Source organism: Sinomonas sp. B1-1, from assembly GCF_050474465.1.
GTDB lineage: Bacteria > Actinomycetota > Actinomycetes > Actinomycetales > Micrococcaceae > Sinomonas > Sinomonas flava.
This window is the reverse complement of record NZ_JBCHVF010000015.1, coordinates 58300-79627: the sequence shown is the minus strand read 5'-3', so window position 1 is coordinate 79627 and position 21328 is coordinate 58300. Positions and strand designations below refer to the sequence as shown.

The window sequence follows — 21328 nt, the reverse complement described above, 5'->3', positions numbered from 1 at the left end:
GGTAGGAGATGCCCATGAGCGTGGACTTCCAGATTGAAGGCGACGGCGCTCCGCGGCTCGCTTCCTCGGCGATCGGCGGCGACGTCGGCCTGCTGCTGGCCAAGCTGCACGCGACCGGGTCCGTGCTCAACAACCACGCTCTGGCGGAGTTCGGGCTGCGCGAGCGCTCCTACTCGGTGCTGCGCCTCGCCTGCAGCGGCCTCGAGCCGACCCAGCGCGAGCTCGCGGACTTCCTGAGCCTTGACCCGAGCCAGATCGTCAGCCTCGTGGACGAGCTCGAGAAGCGCGGCCTCGTGACGCGCGAGCAGGGACGCACGGACAGGCGCCAGAAGATCGTGCTCGCGACCCCGGAGGGCGAAGTGGTGCATGCGAAGGCGCAGGCGGAGATCAGGGCCTGCGAGCGCCAGCAGCTCTCGGCGCTGACGGACGACGAGGCCGGCACGCTCACGGCGCTGCTCCGCAAGGCTCTCTGGGCGTAGGCCTCACTCGCAACGCCGCTCCAGGGCTTCGGCCGTCAGTCAGCGCGGGCCGGTCAGTCAGCGGCCAGCGCCGGGAGCCGGCCGTCCACGTAAGTGACCGTGCTGCGCTTGAAGATCTCCGCGTAGAGGGAGAGCTCAACCCCGAGAACGCCGGGCCGCCCCTCGATCCCCTCGACGACGGAGCGGAGCTCGACGACGGACCGGGCGGCAGTCTGGACGAGCAGTTGGCCCGAGACGTTGGCCGCCCAGCGGGTCGTGGGCAGTTCTGCGACGTAGGCACCTACCGCGTCGACGTCCCCGGGAGAGGTGCGGACCGTGAGGAAAGCCTCGAAGGGGTAGCCGATCGACGACGGGTCCAGGATCGCGCGGACGTACACGCCCCCCGAGGCGATGAGCGCCTCGAGCCGCCGGCTCGCGGTCGCCTTGGAGACGGAGAGGCCGGCGGCGAGTTCCTCGATGGTGGCCCGGCCGTTGGTCCTCAGGATGTCCACGAGGGCCTGGTTCGGCTCGTCGAGGCGGGGCATGCCGAGCTCCTCGTAGCGCGTGACGTACTGGGGAAGCTCGGAGGGGCTGAGCGCGTCGTACTGCTCGCGCGTGAGCAGGTCGGGACGCCAGCCGGAGACGGTGCGGTAGTACTCGAAGATCGGCTCCAGGGAGACGTCCCGCACGCCGTCGACCTGCGCAAGGTCCCGGTACAGCAGCGGCCCGATCTCCTCCTGCCCCGCGAAGAGCTCCACGATGCATTCGCTGGCGCCGGCGAGGGCGCTGACCCAGTGGGTCTCGGGGCGGTCCGCGAGCCACGCACCGATGCCCCGCAATGCTCCAGGGGCTGCCGCCACCCGGAGCATGTAGAGGTCCACGGGCGCCAGCGCGGCCGGGTTCGGGAAGGACTGGACCCGCACGACCCCGGACGCCAGCAGGCGGTTCCCCCGGCGGGCAACGGTCCGCTCCTGCTGGCCGAGGACCTCGGCGACGAGCCGCCACGGCGCCCTGCCGTTGCGGATGAGTGCCGCCACTATCTGTCGGTCGAGGTCGTCGAGCATGGCCCCATCCTGTCAGGAAGCGGGAGTGGGGGCGCACGACGGCGGGTGGGCGGCCGCCGTCGTGCGCCCCCGGTGGGGTGGGGCTACCGTCCGAGGTAGGCGAGCAAGCCGGTGAGTGCGGCGCCGGTGCCGTTGACGACGGCGAGCTCGGCGTCCGGCGCGAACTGCGGCGAGTGGTTCCCGGCCGGGGTCCCGCCGCCGGCGAACTCGTCGGCGGGGAAGGCCCCGAAGGACCAGAAGACGCCCGGCACGCCGATGGCGTCGCTGAGCCATCCGGCGTCCTCGGAACCCATGCCGAGGGGGCTTTCGGCGACGGCGTCCTCGCCGAAGCCTGCGCGCAGCGCGGCGGCGACGCGCGCGGCATGCTCCTCGTCGTTGAAGAGGCGCGGGAACCGATTGATCTCCACGATCGCCGGGTCCTCGATGCCGGAGGCCAGGGCCTCGGCGGAGATGATGCGCCGGATCGCGGACAGGACCCGCTCGCGGGTGTCCTCGTCCGGAGTGCGCACGTTGAGGCTGAATTCAGCGGTCTCCGGGATGATGTTCTCCTTCAGACCGGCATGGAACGTGCCGACCGTGACGACGGCGGGCGTGGTCGGCGGGAGCTCCCGCGAGACGATGGTCTGGAGGCGCAGCACCATCGCAGAGGCCGCGACGATCGGGTCGAGCGACTTCTCCGGCTGGGAGCCATGCGCCTGGCGTCCCCGCACCGTGACCCGCCACGAGTCGGCGAGGCTCGCCATGTTGCCTCCCCGGAGCCAGAACGTCCCTGCCTCCTGCGGCATGACGTGCTGGGCGAGCACGATCTCGGGTCGCGGCGCGCGGTCCCACAGCCCGTCGTCGACCATCTCCTTGGCGCCCCAGGCGGTCTCCTCGCCCGGCTGGAAGATCAGCACGAGGGTTCCGGTCCACTCCTCGGGGTGTTCCGTGAGGTACTGGGCGGCGGCGAGCGCCGCCGTGATGTGGGTGTCGTGGCCGCAGCCGTGCATGACCGGTGCCTCGCTCCCGTCCGGCAGGGTGCCGGTGGCGGTGCTCGCGTAGTCGAGGCCGGTCTCCTCGGCGATCGGCAGGCCGTCCGTGTCGGCGCGGAATCCGACCACCGGGCCCTCGCCGTTGCGCAGGATCCCGACGACGCCGGTGCTCCCGCAGCGGAAGTGCTCGATCCCGAGCGCGGTGAGCCTCGCCTCGATCGACTCGGCGGTCCGGTGCTCGGCCGAGGAGAGCTCGGGCGCGCGGTGGAACGCCTTGTACAGCGCGATGTGTTCCTCGATGAACGCTTCCGGGACCTCGATCGTGGAGGTCAGGGCAACGGTGGTCGCCTCGGTCATGGTGTTTCCTCTCTGCTTGAAGTCGGTGCGCGGCACAGGCGGGGTCGGGCTGGCGCGGTGGGGCTGGCGTCAGTGCCCGACGGACGACGCTGCAGCGGAAGGCCGACCGTCGGCGGCGCGGGAGCGGGCGAACCACGCGAGGATGATCGTCGCGGCCACGGCCAGGAGGGTCCCATAGAAGCTCAGCGCCGGAACCAGCGGGATGAGCACGTAGGTGATGAGCGCGGCGACGACGGCTGCGACGATGGTGATGCGCATGTTCTTCATCGTCACCACGGCCTGCACAGTGACCGCGCCGAAGACCGCGGGGAGGATGTAGAGACGGGCGACCGCAACCAGGCCAGGCGGGAGGACGCCCACGAGCCACGTGCCGAGGACTCCGACGAGGATCACGAGGGTGACGATGTGGATGAACGCCGCCCCGATGATGGCGGCTCCGGCGATGAGCTCGGCCCGCCGGGTGCCGGGCTTCTCGTCGAGGTCCGCCTGCGCCACGAGGGCGGAGGGCAGGAGCTTGTTGGCGATGTTGCCGATCATGAAGGCCTGGTACATGGCCGATCGGCCGAGGACCGGGTAGTACGAGATGGGCTCGATGACGGCGATCACGCCGAACGTCGCGACGACAAGGCCGACGGCCGTCCACAGTTCGCCGCCCGTGATGCCGAGGCCCGTGCCGAACGCGGCGAAGAGCGCAGCGCCGAGGGAGATGAGGAAACCGAGGCCGAGGGTGATCGGACCCCAGATGGACGTGGTGCGGTCGAACTGGGCGAGCCCGCTGAGCCGGGTGCTGGTCTGGGTGGACATGGTTCTCTCCTGGCTCTTACTTGGCGGTCACGAGGTAGGCGATGACGAGGGCGACGAGGATCGCGATCCCGAGACCCCATTCGCGCAGCCACGGCTTCTTGAAGTACTTCGCCCCGAGGAGGCAGAGCCCCATGACTCCCGCTGAGGACAGGAGCGTGACGATGTGGATCGGGGACTTGACCGTCTCGGCGAGCGCCAGCGAGAAGAAGGCGCCGAGGAGCGCGGCGGCGGGCACGATCGTCATGACGGCCGGGTTGACCTTGCGCAGCGTCTTGTCGCCCTTCGACAGGACCGGCGTGAGGACGAGGGCGGTGAGCATCCAGACCAGGCCGCCGAGGGTCATGGCCGCGAAGCCGATCGCGAAGACCTTCTGGGTGTAGGTCGGGCCGCCGAGCTGGGCGTGCTGGCTGCCGGCGGCGATGCCTGCGGCGGCGACGTCGAATGCGGCCGAGCCCACGAGGCCGATGCGGGTGAGGACCGCGGGCGTCGAGAAGAGCGGCAGGAGGGAGATCGCCACGAGGGCAACCGCGAGGGACGGTCCGATCGCCGCGATGGCACCGCGGCGGACGGACCCGGTCACCTGGGCGTTCGTCAGGTTGACCTCGGGTGCCGCCTTGCGGATGGCCCGCAGGTAGATCGCGGACTGGAGGATGATCACAGCGAAGACGCCCGCTGCGGCGATCCACAGGAGCGGGTGGAAGGACACCGGGGTGATGTCGGTGGACCCCGGGTCGACGGCGAGCGGGTGCATGGGACTCCTTGACGGTGATGACCGGAACCTGCAGTGAGGATCTGTGATGTCCAGAACACTGCACTGTGATCTGGAGCATTTCGGATTTACTCAATGAAACGGCTTCAAATGTCCGAAGTCAACAGTGTTGCCACAATTCCTCCGGGGCGTCAGCCTCGTCGCCCGGAGTGCCTGCTCGATAGAGTTGGGCGCATGAGCGAAGGAATCGTGGTCGGCGGCACCGATGAGATCGAAGAGGGCACCGCGAAGGTCGTCGAACCCGAGGAGTCCGGCTTCAGCGAGGCGATCGCCGTCTTCCATGCGGACACGGGCTGCTTCTTCGCGCTCAACGACACCTGCACCCACGAGGAGGCCTCCCTGGCGGAGGGCTGGATCGAGGGCGAGGAGGTCGAGTGCCCGCTCCACTCGTCGAGCTTCAACCTCCGCACGGGCAAGGTGACCTGCCTCCCGGCCACCGAGGACACGCGCACACACCGGGTCGAGGTCCGCGACGGCCAGGTCGTCCTCTTCCCCGGCACCGACGCCGATCCGGAGGCCTGCGCCAAGTAGTCCGCGGCAGCCCGCCGGGTTCCGGCCAGCAGAACCTACCGCGGTTCGGTGATGCCGGCGTCGTTCAGGGCAGCCGCGACGGCGGCGCAGCACGCCCGGAGCGCGTCGCGCGTGGCGGGCTCCGCGAGCACCGAGGCGCGGGAGCGCGGCGTGCTGATCGAGAGCCCGAGCCACGCGCGGCGCGGCGACCCTCCGGCGTCGTACTGGAGGACGGCGGCGCCCATCGCCGCGATGTCCGCCTCGGTGCGGCCGATGTTGACGGCAACACCCGTCTCGCGCACGGTCGCGAGCTCCGCCTCGAGCGCACGGAACGCGTCTTCCCCGAGCTGTTCGCCGGACATCCGCGCACCCCGGCCCATGTACAGCTGGCGCAGGGTCCCGAGGTCGAGCGTCGCGAGCATCGCCTTGCCGCCGGAGGAGAGGTTGGCCGGCAGCACCGTGCCTGTCCGGTCGCCCACGCGCAGCAGCTGGCGCGACTCCGCGCTCATCAGGAACCGCACGCTCGTGCCGAATCTGACCATGATGTTGACGGTCTCCCCCACCGTCGCGGCGAGCTCTTCGAGATGCGGCGCCGCCAGGGCGACCACCTCCTGGAGCCGCCCATGCCGCGACGCGCCCGAGAGCACGGGGCCGGCGGTGTAGCGCCGCGCTTCGTCCTGCGCGGCGAAGCCGCGGTAGACGAGCGTCGCGAGGAGCCTGTGCGCGGTCGACGGCGCCACGCCCAGCCGCTCGGCCGCCTCGTTGACTCGGATGGCCCCGCTCTCCTGCAGCAGGAGGATGAGCTGGAGGGCGTTGTCCACGGACTCGATCGCGTAGGCAGGCTTCTTTACGATCTGGAACTTCTGCACAACAGAATTCTATGGCCTGTGTGAGACACGGCACCCCATCCTGAGATGCATGTCCTCTAGCGTTACCACTCCCGCGTCCGGCAACGAGGCCGGCCAGACCCGTCCCGGCTCATCGCCCCGGCGAGGCAATGCCGTCATCGCCGTCATCATCTGCTGGGCCATGGTCGTCTTCGACGGCTATGACCTCATCGTCTACGGCACCGTCCAGAACAACCTCATCGAGTCCACCGGCTGGGGCCTCAACGCCGCCTCCGCCGGCACGATCGGCTCGATGGCGTTCATCGGCATGATGGTCGGCGCGGTCTTCGCCGGCCGGCTGTCGGACACATGGGGACGCCGGAAGGCCATCGTCCTGTGCACCGTCATCTTCTCCGTCGCGACGGTCCTGTGCGCGTTCGCCCCCAACGCCGCCGTCTTCGCCGCGCTGCGACTCGTCGCCGGCCTCGGGCTCGGCGGCCTCGTCCCCTCCGCGAACGCGATGGCGGCGGAGCTCATCCCCTCGAAGTGGCGTGGCTCGATGGCCACCCTCATGATGTCGGGCGTTCCGATCGGCGGCACCGCTGCGGCCCTGCTCGGCCTCTGGATGGTCCCGTCCTTCGGATGGTCGTCGATGTTCCTCGTGGCGATCATCCCGCTTGCGGTGTTCGTTCCGCTGGGCCTCAAGTACTTCCCCGAGACCCTCGGCTCGTCCGCGCACGAGGCCGGCGCCTCCCCCGCCGCTTCGTCCGCACCGTCCACCGCAGAGAGCACGACGCCGCGCAGCGGCTTCCGCGGTCTCTTCGGCAGCGGCTTTGCGTTCCTCTCGGTCCTGTTCGCGGCGTCGACGCTCTTCACCCTGTTCGCCTGGTACGGCCTGGGGACGCAGCTGCCCAAGATCATGCGCGATTCCGGCTCCGATCTCGGCCCGGCGCTGACCTTCACCATCGCGCTCAACCTCGGCGCCGTCGCCGGGTCGATCATCACGGCGTGGGCCGGTGACAAGTTCGGCACGGTGAAGGTCTCGGTGGTCGCAGCGTTCCTCGCAGGCGCAGCGCTCGTCGCGCTCCTCGTGATGCCGGCATCGAACACGGCCTTTGTCTACGCGGCCCTCGTCATCGCCGGCGTCGGGACCCACGGCACCCAGTCACTCGTCATCGGCGCGATCGCTTCGCACTACCCGAGCGCGCTGCGCGGCACCGCACTCGGCTGGGCCCTCGGCGTGGGCCGCATCGGCGCCGTGCTCGCACCGCAGCTCTCCGGGCTCATGCTGGCCAGCAAGGCGGTTCCCCCGTCGATGAACTTCCTCCTCTTCGGCGGAGCGGCGCTCATCTCCGCCGTGCTCCTGGGCGTCGTCGCCGTCCGCGACTCCCGGCGTCGCGCCGCGGCCGTCGCTGCTCCGGCCACAGTGGCCTAGCAGCCTGCGTATGAAAAGCGCGTGGCCGGCTTCCTTCGGGAAGCCGGCCACGCGCCGTCGTGCGTTGTCTGGCTCTAGCGCTGTCTGGCTCTATCGGGCGGCACCCTCGATCGCGGCTTTCGCCGTGGGGTCGGAGCCCTCGAGGAAAGCAGCAATCCGCTCGGGCTCGCCCTCTTCGCCGATCGCGGAGGCGGCCCGTCCGAGCGCGTAGAGCGCGCGGAGGAACCCGCGGTTCGGCTCGTGCTCCCACGGAACGGGGCCGGCACCGCGCCAGCCGCTTCGGCGCAGCGCGTCGAGCCCGCGGTGATAGCCGACTCGGGCAAAGGCGTAGGACTCGATCGTGCGGCCCTCGTCCCAGGCCTCCTCGGCGAGGACGGCCCACAGGAGGGACGACTCGGGATGCCTGGCCACCAGGTCGATGGCCGGCTGGCCGAGGGCGAGTCCTTGGTAGACCTCGTCCTCAGCGGGAAGCCTCGTGGGCTCGGGGCCGAGGAGGTTGGTGCGGAATGTCTCGCTCATCGCTGCCCCTGCGCCCGGCCTACTTGACGGACTTGCCGGCGGAGCCGAGCTGCTGGGCGGCCTCAACCACGCGCGCGGCCATGCCGGCCTCGGCGAGGGCGCCCCACACGCGGGGGTCGTAGGTCTTCTTGTTGCCCACCTCGCCGTCGACCTTGAGCACGCCGTCGTAGTTGGCGAACATGTGCCCTGCCACCGGGCGGGTGAAGGCGTACTGGGTGTCGGTGTCGATGTTCATCTTGATCACGCCGTAGGAGACGGCGTCCGCGATCTCCTGCTCGGAGGAGCCGGAGCCGCCGTGGAAGACGAGGTCGAACGGGTTGTCCTTGCCGATCTTCGCCCCGACCTGCGCCTGGATGTCCTTGAGGATCTCGGGGCGGAGCTTGACGTTGCCCGGCTTGTAGACGCCGTGGACGTTGCCGAACGTCAGGGCAGTGATGTAGCGGCCGTTCTCGCCGGCGCCGAGCGCGTCGACCGTGGCGAGGCCGTCGGCAACGGTCGTGTAGAGCTTCTCGTTGATGGCGTTCTCGACGCCGTCCTCCTCGCCGCCGACCGCGCCGATCTCGACCTCGAGGATCATCTTCGCCGCGGCCGTGCGGGGCAGGAGCTCCTTGGCGATGCGCAGGTTCTCCTCGAGGGTCTCGGCCGAGCCGTCCCACATGTGCGAGTTGAAGAGCGGGTCGCGGCCGGCCTTGACCTCGGCCTCGGAGGCCTCCAGCAGCGGCAGGACGAAGCTGTCGAGCTTGTCCTTGGGGCAGTGGTCCGTGTGCAGGGCGATGTTCACGTCGTAGCTCTTGGCGATCTCGCGGGCGAACGCCGCGAAGCCCAGCGAGCCGACCACCATGTCCTTCACCGACGCGCCGGACCAGTAGGCCGCACCGCCGGTGGAGACCTGGACGATTCCATCCGAGCCAGCCTCCGCGAAGCCGCGGATCGCGGCATTGAGCGTCTGCGACGAGGTGACATTGACTGCCGGGAACGCGTAGCCGCCAGCCTTGGCGGAGTCGATCATCTCGGCGTACTTCTCGGGGGTAGCGATAGGCATTGATGCTCCTCGGCAGTGGCTCGATGGGGTTCACGCGGGGTGCGTGGTTGGGCCACTGCCCATCCTAGCGAGCGGGCCCGCACGGGCGAGTTTCAGGATTTCAAGATGACAGGCAGGCACGACGGCGGCGGGCAGCTCCCGCCGTTGGAGCCCCTCGGCGCGAACCGTTACTCGGAAATGCGTTCGGATATATGTATGGATCTAAGCGGTATTTGGCGCTAGAATAGGAACACGTGTACGAGCAAACCGGGGGTGGAGCGAGTGGCGGGGACGGCAGACCGAGTAGCCGGCGAATTGGCCTTCACCTCCCGGCATCCCGAGGCGCTTCACGGCTTCATCGAGCTCGATCCTCGCACCCTCGACACCCCTGCAGGTGTGGCCAAGGGACTGCGCGCCCTCGCAGAGTTCGAGGCATTCAGCGCAAGCCTTCGCGCGCTTCTGGTCGACAGGCAGAACCAGCACGTCGCCGACCAGCCGCTGGAAGGACGCAAGGGTCAGCCGGAACGACTCGGCGGAGAGGTGGCCCACGCAGCCGCCGTCTCAGAGATCGCGGCACTCCAGAACACGTCGGAAGCGGCTGCCGCCCGCACGCTCAACTTCTCGGTGGCACTCGTCAACACGCATCCGGCCCTCCACGAGGCGCTGGCGGCCGGGGACATCACGGAGTCGCACGCGCGAGCGGTCGTCGACCAGGCCGCGACCCTGCCAGAACGGGCTGCCGAGGCATTCGGCATCGAAGCGCTCGCGCGCCTCCGGGCCCGGAAGGGGCGAATCCGGACGCCGGGCGAGTTCCGCTCCGTCGTTCGGGATCTGCGCGAAAGGCTGCATCCCGAGTCGATCACCCGGAGGAGAGAGGCTGCGCGCGAAGACCGCCGCGTGTGGCTCCAGCCCGACGAGGACGGAATGTGCGTCCTGTCTGCGCTCTTGCCGGCGGAGACGGCCCGGGCGGCCTACGAGCGCATCGACGGCGCCGCGCGCGATCGCGACAGCGAGCATCGGACCCTCCAGCAGCTGCGGGCCGACATCCTCCTCCAGCTCTGCTTGACGGGCCGTGGCGGCGAGGGCCCTCGGTCCGGCGAGGCTCCGCTGTCCGGCGAGCCCATCCCGTCGCTCGAGCAACTGCTCTCCCGAATCACCGCGGAAGTCGTGGTCCACATCCCGCTGGCGGTGGCACTCGGCGCGTCCGACGACGTGGCCCACCTCGACGGGTCTGGCGTCATCGATGCGACCACCGCCCGGCTCTTGGCCGCCGCCGCACCGACCTGGCAGCGCCTGTTCACCGACGACGAGGGAGTCCCGGTCAAACTCGGACGGTCCACCTACAGACCCCCGGCCGGACTCGTTCGCTTCATCCAGTACCGGGACGGCAAATGCGTGGTCCCGGGATGCACGGCCGCGGCGAGGCGTTCCGAGATAGACCACACAATCGAGTGGCAGGACGGCGGCGCAACCAATGCAGAGAACCTCGCACTCCTGTGCACCAAGCACCACGCCCTGAAGTCACTCGCCGTGTTCCATCTGAGGCGGTCCATGCCGGATCACGGCGGGAGGCACATCGGCGAGCCGCCGAAGGTCAGCGGGGACCTTGTGTGGAAGAGCCTCCTCGGCGAGGAGTACCCCGCCGAGCCGGCGGACCGGACCCACATTCTCGGGCCCCGGCCCGCTGCACCCACTGCTGTTCCCGCGGCGCCGCCGGCGCACACCAGCGGGGCCTGCGCCCCGCCGCCCTTCTGATCCCGGATGCCTTCCGATCCCAGACGGCTTTTGCCCTCGGCCGCAGCCTGCCTGTAGCCTAGGAAGTGCGCAGGGGAGTATCCCAAGCGCTGCATACGTCAACACGTCGGGCGCCGGAGCCCGGCCGGGTGCAGCGGCCATCCCATCGGGGTGGTGGAGAGACTTGTGGCGATAGCGCCTACCTGCGAAAGGGACATCTTCCCATGTCTGTATCCCCACTTGTCTGGGGCGTCACGATCGTTCTGATCCTGGCCCTGCTGGCTTTCGACTACTTCTTCCACATCCGCAAGGCCCACGTGCCGACGCTCAAAGAGGCGGCGGTGTGGTCGTCGATATACGTCGGAGCGGCCATCCTCTTCGGCATCGCGGTCCTGGTCTTCGGCGGCCCGTCCATGGGGTCCGAGTACTTCGCCGGCTTCATCACGGAGAAGGCCCTCTCGGTCGACAACCTCTTCGTGTTCCTGGTGATCATGGCGAGCTTCCGGGTTCCCCGTGAGGACCAGCAGAAGGTGCTGCTGTTCGGCATCGTGTTCGCGCTCATCGCGCGCACAGCCTTCATCTTCCTCGGCGTCGCGCTGATCAACAGCTTCTCGTGGATCTTCTACGTCTTCGGCATCATCCTGCTCATCACCGCGGGCAACCTGCTCAAGCCCGAGGACTCCGGTGACGACGAGGCGGACAACTTCATCATCCGTCTGGCCCGCAAGTTCCTCCGCACGTCGCAGCACTACGACGGGGACAAGCTCTTCACGGTTGAGAACGGCAAGCGCGTCCTGACCCCGATGCTCCTCGTGATGGTGGCGATCGGCGGCACGGACCTCCTGTTCGCCCTCGACTCGATCCCCGCGATCTTCGGCCTCACCCAGAACCCGTACATCGTCTTCACGGCCACCGCGTTCTCCCTCATGGGCCTGCGCCAGCTGTTCTTCCTCCTCGACGGACTGCTCGACCGCCTCATCTACCTCTCGTACGGCCTCGCCGCGATCCTCGCGTTCATCGGCGTGAAGCTGGTCCTCCACGCGCTGCACGAGAACACGCTGTTCTTCATCAACGGCGGCAACCATGTCCCGGTCTTCGAAATCACCACCGGCCTGTCGCTCACCGTCATCATCGGCGTCCTGGCCATCACGATCTTCGCGTCGCTGTTCAGCAAGGCCGGCAAGGCCCATGCCGCGGTCAACAACGCCCGCCGCCATGCCGAGAGCTACCTCGACCTCGAGTACACCGCGGACCTCTCCGAGCGCGAGCGCGTCTACCGGGAGCTCATGGACGAGGAGCAGTCGATCCTCGCCATGGACAAGAAGTACCGCGACAAGGTGAAGGACATCGAAGAGATCCGGGCGAAGGTGGCCGAGGCCCACGCCGCGCACGCGGATTTCACCGCCAAATAGCGGCACCCCCTGCCCAGCACACGACGGCGGGCGGTCACCCCGGAGGCCTATGGCCTCCGCGGGTGGCCGCCCGCCGGCGTCTGCGCGAGAATCACAATCCCGCGGTCCACAGCGCAGGTCGCGGCCTCGGTGCGGGAGGCGACGCCGAGCTTGACGAAGATGTTGCTCAGGTGACGGTGGACCGTCCGCTCGCTCAGGTACAGCCGGTCAGCGATGGCGCGGTTGGTCAGGCCCAGGGTGACCAGTTTGAGCACCTCGACTTCGCGTGACGTAAGACCGTACGGTGCAGGATCCCCCCGCAGTAGCCGCTCGACCTCAGCCAGGTCCGGCCCCGCTCCCAGGCCTCGGAAGACTTCGCGGGCGAACGCGAGCTCAATCAGGGCGGCTTCCGCGTCACCCGCCAGCCGGTAGGCCTTGGCAATCAGCATCGCAGTCCGGGCGGTCTCGTACGGAAACGCAAGCGACCGCCACAGATTCGAGGCCGTCCGCAGGAGGGGCAGCGCGCCACGCCAGTCCTGCTCCGCAATGGCAATCTCCCCTGAAGCAGCAGCACAGGCGGCGCGGAGTGCGTCCGAGGTGAAAGCCTCGGCGAGTTGCGCGAGCTCGTCCGCAGCCTCTCGCGCCTTCGTCGCCTCGCCTGCCGCGAGGAGGACTGTCACCGCAGCGGGCAGAACCTCGGCACGCACGGACCTCGCCTCGGACTCGCTGAGCGCACGGAGGATACCGGCCGCCGCAGCCGGCACATCGCCGAGCGACAGCCGGAGCAGCGCAAGGCCCGGCTGTGTCGGCCCTCCCGAGAACGCCGCCGCACGGTACGCCGCCTCTGCGTCCGCAGCGTGGCCGAGAAGCCGATGCGATTCCGCCCGTTCGTAATGGGCATGACCGACCACGAGCGCCCCCGCCTCTTCCGCGAGCAGCCGGCAGGCCTCCTCGAGAGCGGCCAGTGCCTCACGCCAGCGCCCGGCGAGCCGCAGATCAGCGGCCCGATACGTGAGGCAGTTGCCGTAGAAGGGTCTGCCGAAGGGAGGCACACGATGGAGCCAGGAGCCGAGCGCCACACTCCACTCACGGACCCGCACGTCGTCATGCACCTCCTCGTGGCACGTGCCGATCGCGGCGCAGAACAGGAGGCTCGTCACACGCGGCGATGTCTTCCCGGACAGCACCCCGAGCATCGCCTCGTCGAGTCGTTCCAGCCCCTCCCTGCGCTGGCCCGACTTGAGGAGGGCGCGGCCACCGAGGAGGGTCGAGAACGCGTGGAGATCGGCGTCTCCCGTCGCCATCGCGACTTCCCGTGCCTGCTGAAGAACCGGCAGCGCCGCTTCGTACGCTCCCGAGCCGATCAAGCCATAGGCCTCGGCGATCAGGGGCCAGCCCGGAGCGTTGCCAGCGCCGGCTCCCTGAGCGAGCTGGCGGGCTTTCGCCATCCAGCCGCCGCCGCGCGCGAATTCCCCGTTGAGGACGTAGGCCTCCCACAGCCAGAACGCCGAAGCGGAGGCCTCCCGTATCTTTCCCGCGCGCATCCGGAGAGCAAAGGAACGCTCGAGGGCCGCGATGGCTTCCTGCCGGAAACCCGCGATCTGCGCACATTCGGCAAACCGCTCGAGGTCATCGACCTCAAGGCCTTCGACACCGCCAGCGGACCGGAACTCCTCGCAGGCTGATCGCCAGTCAGCAGACCGCCGGAGATCTGCCGCCCTCGCCAGATGGAGTGCTGCTGCATCAGCCACGTCGTCCTCCAAGGACAACTATGGCACTCGCGGATGGGCAGAACTACCCACGCCCCAGGCAGAGCGAGGCCCGGTCTGCCGATGCCGCGACCACGGGGCCGGCGGGACGCTGAAGGTGACCCGCACGGCGCGGGTCCCGATCCCAGGAGGTCACCATGTCCGGGCCATTCATCTTCATCAGCACCTACTCCGTCCGGGAAGGGCGGTTCGAGGACGCACTCGCGGCCTGTCGGGCAGTCGTCGAGCTTGTGCAGAGCCGCGAGCCCAACATGCTCGTCTTCCAGTTCTTCGCCGACGAGGCTGGCCAGCAGATCACGTCTGTCCAGGTGCACTCTGACTCAGCGTCCATGGAGAACCACATGGGGGTCATCAGCGGGCATCTCGCGCAGTCGGCCGACTGGCTCTACTCCACCACTGACTCGGCAGCCCTCGGAGACGCTCCGGCTTCGCTGCGCCAGTGGTACCAGGCAACGGGCCAGCCACTGGCCCGGTTCCCGCGCCACCTCGCGGGAGTTGTCCGTCCGGCGGCAGAGGAGGTGGCGCGTACGACAACGTGACAGCACCACGCCAGTCATCGTCGGCGTCATGCTCGGCGCCCGCTCTCAGAGCCGTGCGAGGACCCGTTCGCGGGTCGGATACGACCTCTGGGCGCCCCTCGCCATCGTCGAGAGTGCCGCGGCGACAGCGGCGTAGCGGGCGGCGTCCCCAAGCGCGTCTCCGGCGGCAAGGCGTGCTGCGAGGGCCCCGGCGAAGGCGTCTCCCGCTCCGGTGGTGTCGACCGGCTCCACGGGCAAAGCCGGGATCCTTTCAACCCTGGCCCGGCCCGTCCTGCCCTGCTCGTCCTCGAGCACGACGGCGCCTCCCGCGCCCAGCGTGACGACCGCCCTGACCCCCGCCTCGGCGAGGCCGCGGGCGATCGGCGCCCACGCGGCGTCGTCCGCGGAAGCCGGCGGGAGAGGCGCCCCGGCGAGCAGCTGGGAAGCCTCGTGCGCGTTGACGAGCAGGACGTCCACGGCGGCGAGGAGCTCGGGCGCGAGCGGGCCGAAGGGCGAAGCATTCAGGATGACCGTGGCACCTGCCGCGCGGCCCGCGAGCGCGGCAGCGAGAACAGCCTCGCGGGGCACTTCGAGGCACAGGCACACCGCTCTGGCACCGCGGAACACCTCACCGGCTACCTCGACGTCTCGTGCCGAGAGGCGCCCGTTGGCGCCGGCTGTGGTGACGATCGTGTTCTCGGCCGCGTCGTCAACCGTGATGATGGCCATTCCGGAAGCCTGGTCCCCGAGGGTGCGCACGCGGCTCACATCCACTCCGGCACCCGAGACCGCATGTCGGAGCATGGCGCCATTGGAGTCATCCCCAACCGCGCCGACGATGGCGACGCCGGCCCCCGACAGGCTCGCCGCCACCGCCTGGTTGGCGCCCTTCCCTCCGGGCCCGACCTCCGTGGCCGTGCCCGCGATCGTCTCCCCTGGCGCCGGAAGACGGGGGCAGTAGACCGTCAGGTCCGCGTTGAGGGACCCGACGACCACCACGCCGGCCACAACTGCCCCGTCAGGCCTGCCCCGGCGCGACGGCGGGGCCGTAGCAGAGGTGGACAATCCCGTTGGTGTACGCCTCCGAGGACTTGAGTGCCAGCCGCGCGGCCTCGCCGTCCTCGCCCCAGAGTCGCTGCCCCTTGCCAAGGGCGATCGGGTAGACGAAGAGGTGCAGCTCGTCGACGAGTCCGTCGGCCAGAAGCGCCCGGACCAGCTGCCCGCTGCCGCTGATGTAGATGCTTCCCTCGGTGCGGGCCTTGAGGCTGCGGATCGACTCCGCGTCGTAGGTGCCTAGCGCGGTGGAGTTGTTCCAGTCGACAGCAAGCTCGCCCGAGGTGACGACGTGCTTCGGCGTGTCGTTGAAGAACGGAGCCCCAGGATCATCCTCTGCCGTGCGGGTGGACCACGCGGGTGCGAACATCTCGAAGGTCCGGCGCCCCAGCAGGATGTCGCTTGCCGAGGCCGTCAGCGCGCCCACGGCCTCCTCCATCCTCGGATCCCATGGCCACCATTCGACAGTCCAGGACGGGTCCTCGAACACCCCGTCGACGGTGATGAACTCGTGCACCTTGATCTCGCCCATGGAGGCAGACTATCCGGAGGCACCGACAGCTGTGAGTCCCGCGGGCTACCCGAGCGCGCCCCGAAGCTCTCCCACGGATGCCACCGTGAGATCCGGCGCCGCGAAGTAGCTCGGGTACGTCCCGCCCCCGCGGCTGATCCACGCTGCGTGGAGGCCTGCGCGCCGCGCTCCGTGGATGTCCCAGGGGTGGACAGCGACCAGGAGCAGCTCGTCAGGGCTGGCATCGCACGCCTCCGCGGCATACGCGTAGGCCCCGGGGTGGGGCTTCCACGCGGGAGCCTGCTCGACGGACAGCAGGCGCTCGAACTCGTCGCGGATCCCGGCCGAGGCGAAGAGCGCCTCGGCGACCGTGGCGGAGCCGTTGGTGAGGGTCACGAGGCGGTAGCCCGCCACGCGGAGGGCGCGCACGCCGTCGACCACGTCGGGGTGAAGGGGCAGATCGCCCATCGACGAGGCGAGCCGCCTGGCAGCCTCCTCGGGCTGGGCCACGCCCGCGGCGTCGAGCATCGGCGCGAGGATCTCCGCGCCGAGGGCGGCGAAGCCGGCCGAGTCGCCCGTCGTGGAGAGCGCGAACCCGTCACGCAGCAGGCTCGCGAACCACTGCTTCGCGAGATGGGCGGGAGCGCCCGCGTCTGCGAAGCGCTGCCCCATCGGGGACATGTCGGACAGAGTCTCGTTGACGTCGAAGACGATGACGCTCGGGTGGACGGCCATGGACTACTCCTTCGGCGGAAGCGCGGCTGCCCTGTCGCCATGGTCAGCGCGGTGCCGTACCTGAGCTACCCGGATGCGCCGAAGGCAATCGAGTTGCTCCTGGAGCTGGATTCACTCTCGCCGCGCGACAGCATGATCGGGTCAGCCCACCCGCTGGCCGAACACCCACCTCCGCACCCACGCGTGCATGGCGATCGCAGCGGCGGAGGCGGCGTTGATCGAGCGCGTCGACCCGAACTGCTCGATCGAGAGCGTCGCGTCCGCCGCCGTGTGCACCTCGGGCGTGAGTCCGGGCCCCTCCTGGCCGAACACGAGCACGCAGCGGCGCGGCAGCTCGTAGGTCTCCAGCGGGACCGAATCGGGGAAGATGTCGACTCCGAGGATGGGGAGGTCCTCCCGGCGCGCCCATTCGACGAAGTCCTCGACCGTGGCGTGGTGCCGCACGTGCTGGTAGCGGTCGGTGACCATCGCCCCGCGACGGTTCCAGCGCCGTCGTCCGATGATGTGGACCTCCTTGGCGAGGAACGCGTTCGCGGTGCGCACCACCGTGCCGATGTTGAGGTCGTGCTGCCAGTTCTCGATCGCCACGTGGAACTCGTGGCGCCGCGTGTCCAGCTCGGCGACGATCGCCTCGTGCGTCCAGTACCGGTACTTGTCCAGCACGTTGCGGCGGTCGCCGTGCGTGAGCAGCTCCGGGTCCCAGTGGTCGCCTTCCGGCCACATGCCCTTCCATGGGCCGACGCCGACCGTCTGGTCTGGGTGGCCGTGCTCCCGGCCCTCCGCCTCGCGCACGACGCCGGCGCGCTCCTCGCGCTGTTCAGTCACCGGTCCAGACTAGCCGCGCACGGTCTGGGATTCAGTCGCGCGGATCGCCTCGACCACGCTTCCGAGGTGGACGAGCACCGCCTCCGCCGCCGCGGCGCCGTCGTGCGCGCAGACCGCCTCGATGATCCCCAGGTGCTGCGGGAGCAGGGCGCGGGGACGGCCCGGCTGCAGGGCGAGTCGGAACTGGAACTGTGCCGCCTGGCCTCGGAGCCGGCGGATGGTCGCGGCCGCGGTCTTCTGGCCGCTGATCTCGAGGATGGCGGCGTGGAGGGCCCGGGCGCATTCGGAGTACAGTTCCCGATCGCCCTCCGCCACAGCCTCGCGCATCCGCCCGGCAAGGGCTCGGAGGTCGGCCGCTTGGCCGTCGGTGATGCGTTCCGCCGCCTTGCGCGCGCACAGGGCCTCGAGGGCGCCGCGCACCTCGGTGATCTCGACGGCTTCCTCGGCCGAGACCGCCCGCACGCGGGCACCTCGGTTCGGGAGCCGCTCGACGAGCCCCTCCACGGTGAGCTCGGAGAGGGCAGCACGGACGGTGCCCCGGCTCGCGCCATACTCGGCGGCAATGTCCGCCTCGATGAGGCGCTGGTTCGGCACGAGGTCGCCCGCCGCGATCGCCGACTGCAGCGACTCCACGAGCTCAGCGACGGATGGGCCGCGGCCTCGCGCCGCATCAACCTCCGCCATCGCCGGCCTCCTCCTACCTGCTGCGCGATCAGAGTACGCCCGGGACGCGATTTTTGCACCAGATTGTCGACAATCTTGTGTCCCAGCTGCCCGCCCGCGTGCATCTCCGCATCGGCGTGCATATCTGCATCACTCACGTCCGGTTCTTCAGATTCCCGCGCCCCGACGGCCCCGAGTTGTGTCGAAATGCTCGGCAGCTCGCCGGGTCACGCCCCGTAGACGGTGACCGCGGCAGCCTTCGCGACCAGGACCACCACGACGCCCGGGGCGAGGTCGAGCTCGGCAGCTGCCGCCGGGGTCAGGTCCGCCACCAAGGCAGGGCCTGCCGCACCCGCGCCGCCCCCCGGGGTGCAGTGCACCCGCACCTGTGCGCCGCGCGGTTCGAGCTCGCGGACAACCGCGCTCCACGCGTTCCGCGGGGAACCGTGGGGGACCCTCTCCGGGCGGAAGAGGGCGACGTCCGCCGGGCGGAACACCGCGATCGCCTCCTCGCCCGAAGCCGGGGCATCGGCTCCCTCGGGTACGGTCCCCGCCACCTCGCCGAGTCCCTGCACCCGGAGGCTCGCCGGCGCCGTCTCGCGGGACACCGTCTGGCCGGAGACGAAGTTGAGGCCAGCAAGCCCCGCGGCGAAGGGGCTGCGCGGGCGTTCGAGCAGCTCCGCGGTGGGTCCCGACTCCGCGACACGGCCGTCTTCGAGGACCACGACGCGGTCGGCGAGGAGGTGCGCGTCGAGGGGCTCGTGCGTGATGACGAGCGCCGTCCGTCCCGCGAGGACGCGGCGCAGGAGGCGTCGCAGGGCTGGCGCGGCGGAGACGTCCAGGGCGGCGAAGGGCTCGTCGAGCAGGAGGACGTCCGGATCGGCGGCGAGTGCCCGGGCGATCGCAACCCGCTGCGCCTGCCCGCCGGAGAGCTGTGCGGGGCGTCGCGAGGCGAGCTGGGCGGCGTCGACCTCGGAGAGCCAGCGTTCGGCGACCGCCCGCGCATTGCGGCGGGGCACCCCGGCCGCCCGCGGCGCGAACGCGACATTCTCGAGCACGCTCAGGTGCGGGAACAGCAGCGGCTCCTGCGCCAGCAGGGCAACCCCGCGCCGGTGCGGCGGGACCCATGTCCCGTCGGCACCAGCCAGGACACGCCCTCCCACCGACACGCGGCCCTCGTCGGGGCGCAGCAGGCCTGCGCAGAGCCCGAACAGCGTGGACTTCCCGGCGCCGTTCGGGCCCATGACCGCCACCGTCTCCCCCTCGCCGACCGTCAGGGCGACCCGCACTCCACGGGAGGCGAGGCCGGCGTCGACCGTCAGGAAGGACTGCGGGGACGGGCTCATCGCGCGCCCCCGGCCCGGCGGCCGTAGGCGAGCCCCACGACCGCGGCCGCCACGGCGACGAGGAGCAGCGCGAGGGCGACTGCGGCGTCCGGGTCCGACTCGCGCTGCAGGTACACCTCGAGCGGCAGCGTCCGCGTGACGCCCTGGAGGCTCCCCGCGAAGGTGAGCGTGGCGCCGAACTCGCCGAGCGACCGCGCGAATGCGAGCACGAGCCCGGAGGCGAGCCCCGGCAGCACGAGAGGCAGGGTGACCCGCCGGAACGTGTGCGTCGGGGACGCCCCCAGCGTCGCGGCCACCGCCTCGTATCGGCCGCCTGCGGTCCGCAGCGCACCCTCGAGGGACACCACGAGGAACGGCAGCGACACGAACGCCTGAGCCATGACGACGGCTGCGGTCGAGAACGCGAGCTGTACGCCCAGGACGTCGAGCCAGCGTCCCACGAGCCCGAGCCGCCCGAACGTGTACAGGAGCGCGAGGCCGCCCACCACGGGCGGGAGCACGAGCGGCAGCAGGACGAGCGCACGCAGCCACCGCAGCCCCGGAAGGCTGCCCCGGGCGAGCGCCATCGCCATCGGGATGCCCAGGACGAGCACGACGGCGGTGCTCGCCGCCGCGGTCTGCAGGCTCAGCCGCAGCGCGTCGAGGGACGATTCCGAGGTGACGAGCAGGACGAAGTGCGCCCAGTCGACCCGGGCCAGGATGCCGGCCAGGGGCACGACGACGAACAGCGCCCCGAGCGCGGCCGGCACCCAGATCCAGCCCGGGAGGCCCGTGAACTCCCGGGGCCTCCCCCGGGTCTTGGTTCCCGCCCCTGCGTCAGGGGGCGCCGAAGCCGGCATCCGCAAGCGCCTTCCGGCCGTCCGGGCCGAGGACGTACGCGGTGAACGCGCGCGCCGCCTCCACGTTCTTCGACTCGGCGAGCGGGACGATCGGGTAGGTATTCACGGCGGAGGCGGCCTCGGGGAACGTGACGGCCTCAGCCTTCCCGCCGGAGCCCCGCACGTCCGTTGTGTAGACGAGCCCGGCGTCGGCCTCGCCGGCAATGACCTTGCCGAGGACATCCGTCACGTTGGACTCCTCGCTGACCGGCCTCAGGGTGATCCCGGCGCCGTGGTCCGCGGCCGCCTCCGCCGTCCGGGCGGCCGAGCCGCACGGCACCTGCGGCGCGCACGCGACAAGCTTCACGCCCGGCTTGGCAAGGTCCGCGAGCCCGGTGATTCCGGCCGGGTTCCCGGGGCGGACGGCGATCACAAGGGTGTTGGTCGCGAAGGCGCGCGGATCGCCGTCGGCGAGCCCTGCCCCAGTGATCTTGTCCATGTTCCGGGTGTCGGCAGAGGCGAAGACGTCGGCCTTCGCGCCCTGGGAGATCTGTGCGGCGAGGTCCGAGGACCCGGCGAAGTTGAAGGTGACCTCCACGCCCGGGTTCGCGGTCTCGAACTTCTTCCCGATGTCCGTGAAGCTCTGCTTGAGCGAGGCCGCCGCGAAGACGGTGACGGACCCCTTGACCGAGGACGACGACGCACCGGAACCACCCGTCGTCCCCCCGCACGCCGTGAGCGCCACCAGGCCGACGGCGGCCGCGGCGATGAGGCGCCTCACAGCGCGCGCCCGGAGGGAGTCTCGACGATCACTGTGGTCGCCTTCACCACGGCGGTGGCCACCGAGCCCGGCTCGAGCCCGAGCTCGCGCACGGCCTCCGCGCTCATGAGGGACACGACCCGGTGCGGCCCGCACTGCATCTCGACCTGCGCCATGACGGTGTCGGTGACGACCTCGGTCACGAGCCCCACGAACTGATTGCGCGCCGAGCGGCCGACGCCGGACGGGTCGGCGGGCGCCGTCGAGGTGCGCCGGGCGTGCGCGGCGAGTTCTGCGCCGTCGACGGCGGCCCGACCCGATTGATCCTTGTGCGCCGCGAGGGTGCCCGAGTCGACCCAGCGGCGAACGGTGTCGTCCGAAACGCCGGTGAGGCGCGCGGCGTCGGCGATGCGGAGGAGGCCCATGCGGGAAGTGTATCCGCAGCTGCGGCCCGCAGAGCGCCCTATTTC

At 70.3% G+C, this 21328-nt stretch carries 23 protein-coding genes; 6 read left to right on the top strand and 17 right to left on the bottom strand.

All coding sequences use genetic code 11. The features are described from left to right. Positions 1–8: 8 nt before the first annotated feature. Positions 9–479, top strand: a complete 471-nt coding sequence (locus ACQ5BE_RS17465; protein ID WP_369802266.1) for a MarR family winged helix-turn-helix transcriptional regulator — start codon at positions 9–11, stop codon at positions 477–479. A 53-nt stretch (positions 480–532) separates the two neighbouring features. On the opposite strand, the gene ACQ5BE_RS17460 is transcribed toward ACQ5BE_RS17465, so the two are convergent. From ACQ5BE_RS17460 to ACQ5BE_RS17445, 4 genes are all read right to left on the bottom strand, one after another. Continuing rightward, on the bottom strand, positions 533–1522 hold the full coding sequence (locus tag ACQ5BE_RS17460) for an Lrp/AsnC family transcriptional regulator (RefSeq protein WP_430298240.1): 990 nt from the start codon (positions 1520–1522) through the stop codon (positions 533–535). Between the two features lie 83 nt (positions 1523–1605). Further along, the gene (locus tag ACQ5BE_RS17455) at positions 1606–2850 is read right to left on the bottom strand and encodes an amidohydrolase (protein WP_430298239.1); all 1245 of its coding nucleotides are present in this window, start codon (positions 2848–2850) and stop codon (positions 1606–1608) included. 69 nt (positions 2851–2919) lie between these two features. Next, a complete protein-coding gene (locus tag ACQ5BE_RS17450) occupies positions 2920–3654 on the bottom strand; it encodes a hypothetical protein (protein WP_430298238.1) in 735 nt (244 codons plus the stop codon). Positions 3655–3670: 16 nt separating this feature from the next. After that, complete coding sequence (locus ACQ5BE_RS17445; protein ID WP_430298237.1) at positions 3671–4405, bottom strand: DUF5058 family protein; 735 nt, start codon at positions 4403–4405, stop codon at positions 3671–3673. 192 nt (positions 4406–4597) lie between these two features. Between ACQ5BE_RS17445 and ACQ5BE_RS17440 the strand changes: the two genes are divergently transcribed. Then, positions 4598–4954, top strand: a complete 357-nt coding sequence (locus ACQ5BE_RS17440; protein ID WP_344297458.1) for a non-heme iron oxygenase ferredoxin subunit — start codon at positions 4598–4600, stop codon at positions 4952–4954. Positions 4955–4989: 35 nt separating this feature from the next. Here ACQ5BE_RS17440 and ACQ5BE_RS17435 read toward each other — a convergent pair whose 3' ends face one another. After that, a complete protein-coding gene (locus ACQ5BE_RS17435) occupies positions 4990–5802 on the bottom strand; it encodes an IclR family transcriptional regulator (RefSeq protein WP_430298236.1) in 813 nt (270 codons plus the stop codon). Between the two features lie 49 nt (positions 5803–5851). Between ACQ5BE_RS17435 and ACQ5BE_RS17430 the strand changes: the two genes are divergently transcribed. Further along, positions 5852–7195: an MFS transporter gene (locus ACQ5BE_RS17430; RefSeq protein ID WP_430298235.1), complete on the top strand. Its 1344-nt coding sequence runs from the start codon at positions 5852–5854 to the stop codon at positions 7193–7195. A 90-nt stretch (positions 7196–7285) separates the two neighbouring features. Here the strand turns inward: ACQ5BE_RS17430 and ACQ5BE_RS17425 are convergent, their stop codons facing one another. Both ACQ5BE_RS17425 and fbaA read right to left on the bottom strand, forming a co-directional pair. Then, on the bottom strand, positions 7286–7714 hold the full coding sequence (locus ACQ5BE_RS17425; protein WP_430298234.1) for a DUF3151 domain-containing protein: 429 nt from the start codon (positions 7712–7714) through the stop codon (positions 7286–7288). 19 nt (positions 7715–7733) lie between these two features. Then, a complete protein-coding gene (gene fbaA / locus ACQ5BE_RS17420) occupies positions 7734–8756 on the bottom strand; it encodes a class II fructose-bisphosphate aldolase (RefSeq protein ID WP_208711403.1) in 1023 nt (340 codons plus the stop codon). 294 nt (positions 8757–9050) lie between these two features. On the opposite strand from fbaA, the gene ACQ5BE_RS17415 reads away from it, so the two are divergent. Both ACQ5BE_RS17415 and ACQ5BE_RS17410 read left to right on the top strand, forming a co-directional pair. Next, positions 9051–10490 (top strand): DUF222 domain-containing protein, encoded by a 1440-nt coding sequence (locus ACQ5BE_RS17415; RefSeq protein ID WP_430298233.1) that lies wholly within the window; start codon positions 9051–9053, stop codon positions 10488–10490. Between the two features lie 203 nt (positions 10491–10693). Beyond that, positions 10694–11881 (top strand): TerC family protein, encoded by a 1188-nt coding sequence (locus ACQ5BE_RS17410; protein ID WP_430298232.1) that lies wholly within the window; start codon positions 10694–10696, stop codon positions 11879–11881. A gap of 47 nt (positions 11882–11928) precedes the next feature. Here the strand turns inward: ACQ5BE_RS17410 and ACQ5BE_RS17405 are convergent, their stop codons facing one another. Next, positions 11929–13611, bottom strand: coding sequence for a response regulator transcription factor (locus ACQ5BE_RS17405; RefSeq protein ID WP_430298231.1), 1683 nt, complete (start codon positions 13609–13611; stop codon positions 11929–11931). 155 nt (positions 13612–13766) lie between these two features. Between ACQ5BE_RS17405 and ACQ5BE_RS17400 the strand changes: the two genes are divergently transcribed. Further along, positions 13767–14168 (top strand): hypothetical protein, encoded by a 402-nt coding sequence (locus ACQ5BE_RS17400; RefSeq protein WP_430298230.1) that lies wholly within the window; start codon positions 13767–13769, stop codon positions 14166–14168. Positions 14169–14213: 45 nt separating this feature from the next. Here the strand turns inward: ACQ5BE_RS17400 and ACQ5BE_RS17395 are convergent, their stop codons facing one another. The 9 genes from ACQ5BE_RS17395 to ACQ5BE_RS17355 form a co-directional block, all read right to left on the bottom strand. Next, positions 14214–15155 (bottom strand): ribokinase, encoded by a 942-nt coding sequence (locus ACQ5BE_RS17395; protein WP_430298228.1) that lies wholly within the window; start codon positions 15153–15155, stop codon positions 14214–14216. A 10-nt stretch (positions 15156–15165) separates the two neighbouring features. Next, the gene (locus tag ACQ5BE_RS17390; RefSeq protein ID WP_430298227.1) at positions 15166–15732 is read right to left on the bottom strand and encodes a dihydrofolate reductase family protein; all 567 of its coding nucleotides are present in this window, start codon (positions 15730–15732) and stop codon (positions 15166–15168) included. Between the two features lie 45 nt (positions 15733–15777). Further along, positions 15778–16446 carry a haloacid dehalogenase type II gene (locus ACQ5BE_RS17385; protein WP_430298226.1) on the bottom strand — a complete coding sequence of 223 codons (669 nt, stop codon included), beginning with the start codon at positions 16444–16446 and terminating at the stop codon, positions 15778–15780. Positions 16447–16587: 141 nt separating this feature from the next. After that, on the bottom strand, positions 16588–17169 hold the full coding sequence (locus tag ACQ5BE_RS17380; protein ID WP_430298264.1) for a TrmH family RNA methyltransferase: 582 nt from the start codon (positions 17167–17169) through the stop codon (positions 16588–16590). A gap of 111 nt (positions 17170–17280) precedes the next feature. After that, positions 17281–17955, bottom strand: a complete 675-nt coding sequence (locus tag ACQ5BE_RS17375) for a GntR family transcriptional regulator (RefSeq protein WP_430298225.1) — start codon at positions 17953–17955, stop codon at positions 17281–17283. A gap of 206 nt (positions 17956–18161) precedes the next feature. Further along, positions 18162–19280, bottom strand: coding sequence for a sulfate/molybdate ABC transporter ATP-binding protein (locus ACQ5BE_RS17370; RefSeq protein WP_430298224.1), 1119 nt, complete (start codon positions 19278–19280; stop codon positions 18162–18164). Continuing rightward, on the bottom strand, positions 19277–20119 hold the full coding sequence (locus tag ACQ5BE_RS17365) for an ABC transporter permease (protein WP_430298223.1): 843 nt from the start codon (positions 20117–20119) through the stop codon (positions 19277–19279). Before ACQ5BE_RS17365 ends, ACQ5BE_RS17370 begins: the two co-directional genes overlap by 4 nt. Continuing rightward, positions 20097–20879, bottom strand: a complete 783-nt coding sequence (gene modA / locus ACQ5BE_RS17360; RefSeq protein ID WP_430298222.1) for a molybdate ABC transporter substrate-binding protein — start codon at positions 20877–20879, stop codon at positions 20097–20099. The genes ACQ5BE_RS17365 and modA overlap by 23 nt, the downstream gene beginning before the upstream one ends. Then, positions 20876–21283 carry a TOBE domain-containing protein gene (locus ACQ5BE_RS17355; RefSeq protein WP_430298221.1) on the bottom strand — a complete coding sequence of 136 codons (408 nt, stop codon included), beginning with the start codon at positions 21281–21283 and terminating at the stop codon, positions 20876–20878. Before ACQ5BE_RS17355 ends, modA begins: the two co-directional genes overlap by 4 nt. Between the last annotated feature and the right edge of the window lie 45 nt (positions 21284–21328).

What these genes read in the sequence shown, in the direction of transcription:
- ACQ5BE_RS17425 (WP_430298234.1), bottom strand. Translation starts at nt 7,714, where the DNA reads ATGAGCGAGACATTCCGCACCAACCTCCTCGGCCCCGAGCCCACGAGG.
- ACQ5BE_RS17390 (WP_430298227.1), bottom strand. Translation starts at nt 15,732, where the DNA reads ATGGGCGAGATCAAGGTGCACGAGTTCATCACCGTCGACGGGGTGTTC.
- ACQ5BE_RS17385 (WP_430298226.1), bottom strand. Translation starts at nt 16,446, where the DNA reads ATGGCCGTCCACCCGAGCGTCATCGTCTTCGACGTCAACGAGACTCTG.
- ACQ5BE_RS17450 (WP_430298238.1), bottom strand. Translation starts at nt 3,654, where the DNA reads ATGTCCACCCAGACCAGCACCCGGCTCAGCGGGCTCGCCCAGTTCGAC.
- ACQ5BE_RS17460 (WP_430298240.1), bottom strand. Translation starts at nt 1,522, where the DNA reads ATGCTCGACGACCTCGACCGACAGATAGTGGCGGCACTCATCCGCAAC.
- fbaA (WP_208711403.1), bottom strand. Translation starts at nt 8,756, where the DNA reads ATGCCTATCGCTACCCCCGAGAAGTACGCCGAGATGATCGACTCCGCC.
- ACQ5BE_RS17455 (WP_430298239.1), bottom strand. Translation starts at nt 2,850, where the DNA reads ATGACCGAGGCGACCACCGTTGCCCTGACCTCCACGATCGAGGTCCCG.
- ACQ5BE_RS17380 (WP_430298264.1), bottom strand. Translation starts at nt 17,169, where the DNA reads ATGTGGCCGGAAGGCGACCACTGGGACCCGGAGCTGCTCACGCACGGC.
- ACQ5BE_RS17370 (WP_430298224.1), bottom strand. Translation starts at nt 19,280, where the DNA reads ATGAGCCCGTCCCCGCAGTCCTTCCTGACGGTCGACGCCGGCCTCGCC.
- ACQ5BE_RS17440 (WP_344297458.1), top strand. Translation starts at nt 4,598, where the DNA reads ATGAGCGAAGGAATCGTGGTCGGCGGCACCGATGAGATCGAAGAGGGC.
- ACQ5BE_RS17465 (WP_369802266.1), top strand. Translation starts at nt 9, where the DNA reads ATGCCCATGAGCGTGGACTTCCAGATTGAAGGCGACGGCGCTCCGCGG.
- ACQ5BE_RS17400 (WP_430298230.1), top strand. Translation starts at nt 13,767, where the DNA reads ATGTCCGGGCCATTCATCTTCATCAGCACCTACTCCGTCCGGGAAGGG.
- ACQ5BE_RS17375 (WP_430298225.1), bottom strand. Translation starts at nt 17,955, where the DNA reads ATGGCGGAGGTTGATGCGGCGCGAGGCCGCGGCCCATCCGTCGCTGAG.
- ACQ5BE_RS17430 (WP_430298235.1), top strand. Translation starts at nt 5,852, where the DNA reads ATGTCCTCTAGCGTTACCACTCCCGCGTCCGGCAACGAGGCCGGCCAG.
- ACQ5BE_RS17365 (WP_430298223.1), bottom strand. Translation starts at nt 20,119, where the DNA reads ATGCCGGCTTCGGCGCCCCCTGACGCAGGGGCGGGAACCAAGACCCGG.
- ACQ5BE_RS17355 (WP_430298221.1), bottom strand. Translation starts at nt 21,283, where the DNA reads ATGGGCCTCCTCCGCATCGCCGACGCCGCGCGCCTCACCGGCGTTTCG.
- ACQ5BE_RS17410 (WP_430298232.1), top strand. Translation starts at nt 10,694, where the DNA reads ATGTCTGTATCCCCACTTGTCTGGGGCGTCACGATCGTTCTGATCCTG.
- ACQ5BE_RS17445 (WP_430298237.1), bottom strand. Translation starts at nt 4,405, where the DNA reads ATGCACCCGCTCGCCGTCGACCCGGGGTCCACCGACATCACCCCGGTG.